Source organism: Vibrio fujianensis (assembly GCF_002749895.1).
Classification (GTDB): Bacteria; Pseudomonadota; Gammaproteobacteria; order Enterobacterales; family Vibrionaceae; genus Vibrio; species Vibrio fujianensis.
Window position 1 is genome coordinate 305,227 of the sequence record NZ_NBUS01000054.1, and the last position, 2,848, is coordinate 308,074.

Sequence of the window (2,848 nt, forward strand, 5' to 3'; positions counted from 1 at the left end):
CGAAGTAACTCAAACCAATACCATAACTATAACAATTAACCAGTGAACAAAAGGATCTGACAATGAGCTCTCTAAGAAGAAAATGGATTAGTGACCCTGCTTTTAAACTCTTTAAACAGGTTTTACCACCGTTATCGGCGACTGAGAAAGAAGCGATGGAAGCGGGAAGCGTTTGGTGGGATGGCGAATTATTCTCAGGCAAACCCGATTTCAAAAAATTGCATCATTACCCTAAACCGGCTCTGAGTGAAGAAGAGCAATCTTTTATGGATAATGAGCTAGAAACACTACTTTCCATGATTGATGAATATCAAATCACCAAGCATGATCGTGACTTGCCTAAATCCGTATGGGAATTTTTGCGTAAAGAGCGCTTCTTCTCACTCATTATTTCGAAGGCTTATGGAGGACGTGAGTTTTCTGCGTTAGCAAACTCCACCATCGTTTCTAAAATTGCAACACGTAGTATCAGTGCTGCGGTTACCGTTATGGTGCCGAATTCATTGGGGCCTGGTGAGCTATTATCGCATTATGGTACACAGGAACAAAAAGATTATTGGTTACCTCGTTTAGCCGATGGCACTGAAATTCCCTGTTTTGCCTTGACCGGGCCAGAAGCAGGATCGGATGCTGGCGGTATTCCCGATCAAGGCATCGTGTGCTATGGCAAACATGAAGGGAAAGAAGTATTAGGCATCCGCTTAAATTGGAATAAACGTTATATCACCTTAGCTCCGGTGGCGACCGTGTTGGGTTTGGCGTTTAAGCTGAGCGATCCAGAAGGATTATTGGGTGATAAAAAAGAGCTTGGTATTACTTGTGCACTGATCCCGGCCAGCCATAAAGGCGTCGAGATTGGTGAGCGGCACGATCCTCTTGGTTTGGCATTTATGAATGGTCCGACGCGTGGGAGCGATGTGTTTATTCCTATGGATTGGTTGATCGGCGGTGTTGACTATGCTGGAAAAGGTTGGCGAATGCTCGTTGAGTGCTTGTCTGCCGGACGTGGTATTTCGTTACCCGCTCTCGGAACCGCGATTGGTCACTTAACGTCCCGAACAACGGGAGCTTACGCGTATGTTCGTAAACAATTTGGCCTGTCGATTGGTCAATTTGAGGGGGTTGCTGAAGCGCTGGGACGTATTGGCGGTCTGACCTATTTGCTTGAAGCGACACGAACACTGACCACCACGTCACTTGATCTGAAAGAACGACCCGGGATTATTACCGCTATCGCTAAATACCATATGACGGAAATTGGTCGGATTATTTTAAATGATGCGATGGATATTCATTCAGGAAGAGCAATTCAAGATGGGCCGATGAACTATCTTTCTTCTCATTACCTTGGTGTACCGGTTGCAATTACCGTCGAAGGGGCGAATATCCTCACGCGTAACTTAATGATCTTCGGGCAAGGGGCTACGCGTTGCCACCCATATGTACTCAAAGAAATGGAGGCGGCTGCAAACCCAGATGCGAATGAAGGTGCCAAGCAATTTGACGAGTTGTTATTTAAACATATTGGTCATGCGCTTAAAAATACCTTTGGCGCGTTTGGAGCGGCGTTAACTGGCTCTCGTTTGATCAAGGCAGACATGAGTGGGCCAACCAAAGTTTATTATCAGCAAATGACTCGTTTAAGTCGTGCTCTGGCAGTCAGTGCCGATTTTGCCATGCTCACCCTGGGCGGCGACCTCAAACGCAAAGAAATGATTTCTGCCCGTTTAGGTGATGGTCTTAGCTATCTTTACATGGCTTCAGCTGTACTCAAGCGTTATGAAGACGAAGGAAGGCAACAAACCGATTTAGACTATGTCCATTATTCACTGCAATATTGCCTACATCACGCGGCAAAAGCATTGAATGATGCGTATCGTAATTATCCACAAAAAGTGGTTGGTATGGCCATGAAAGGGCTACTTTTCCCACTAGGCAACCATTACCAGGCTCCTAGTGATGATTTGACAGTGAAAATTGCGGCAAGCTTAATGACCCCAGGAGCCCACCGAGATCGTCTAACCCATTTGTGTTATGTCGGGCAAGATGAAAATGATAGTGTCGGCTTGATGGAAAAAGCATTTCTTGCCATGTACAGTGTCAAGGGCCTAGAGCGACAAATGAATAAGGCGGTAAAAGAAGGCAAGGTTGCTCGTAAAGGGCCATTGATGGAACGTTTAGCACAAGCGAAAGCGGCGGGTGTGCTCACTGATGATGAAGTCGATGCAATTTTAGCTGCCGATAAATTGCGTTATAAGGCGATTCAGGTCGACCATTTTAGCCATGATATGTCAGAAGTACGCACGAACAAGGTCAAGCCAGTCAAACTCAATCATGTTGCTTAGCGTTAGTTGGTATGCTGTCCCCCTGTTCACAAGGCCTCATATTTGAGGCCTTGTCTCATTTTTAAGCGGATTGTGGCAAAATGATGATTAACAGCTCCAACCACTTGGCAAAAAAGTACATTTTAATCGAAATAAGATGCGATTTGCCGTTGAAACTTTTATCCTAAGCAAGATTTTTGAAGGAAGTTGAATATGATCATCAAACCGAAAATTCGTGGATTTATCTGTACCACAACCCACCCTGTGGGTTGTGAAGCGAACGTAAAAGAACAAATTGCCTACACCAAAGCACAAGCGCCGATTGCGAATGCGCCAAAGCGGGTGCTCGTGGTTGGGGCTTCTAGCGGCTATGGCTTATCTTCTCGTATTGCCGCAGCTTTTGGCGGTGGTGCCGCGACGATTGGCGTCTTTTTTGAAAAACCGGGCACTGAGAAAAAAACTGGAACGGCGGGTTTTTACAATGCCGCAGCTTTTGAAAAATTGGCACATGCTGAAGGTCTGTA

At 45.7% G+C, this 2,848-nt stretch carries 1 protein-coding gene and 1 pseudogene; both read left to right on the forward strand.

Features of this window, described 5'->3' with window-relative positions; genetic code table 11:
* Positions 1–62: 62 nt before the first annotated feature.
* Positions 63–2,345: an acyl-CoA dehydrogenase gene (locus B7C60_RS14495; protein WP_099612272.1), complete on the forward strand. Its 2,283-nt coding sequence runs from the start codon at positions 63–65 to the stop codon at positions 2,343–2,345.
* Positions 2,346–2,537: 192 nt separating this feature from the next.
* Positions 2,538–2,848: pseudogene (locus tag B7C60_RS19520) on the forward strand (bifunctional NADH-specific enoyl-ACP reductase/trans-2-enoyl-CoA reductase); the annotation flags it as partial.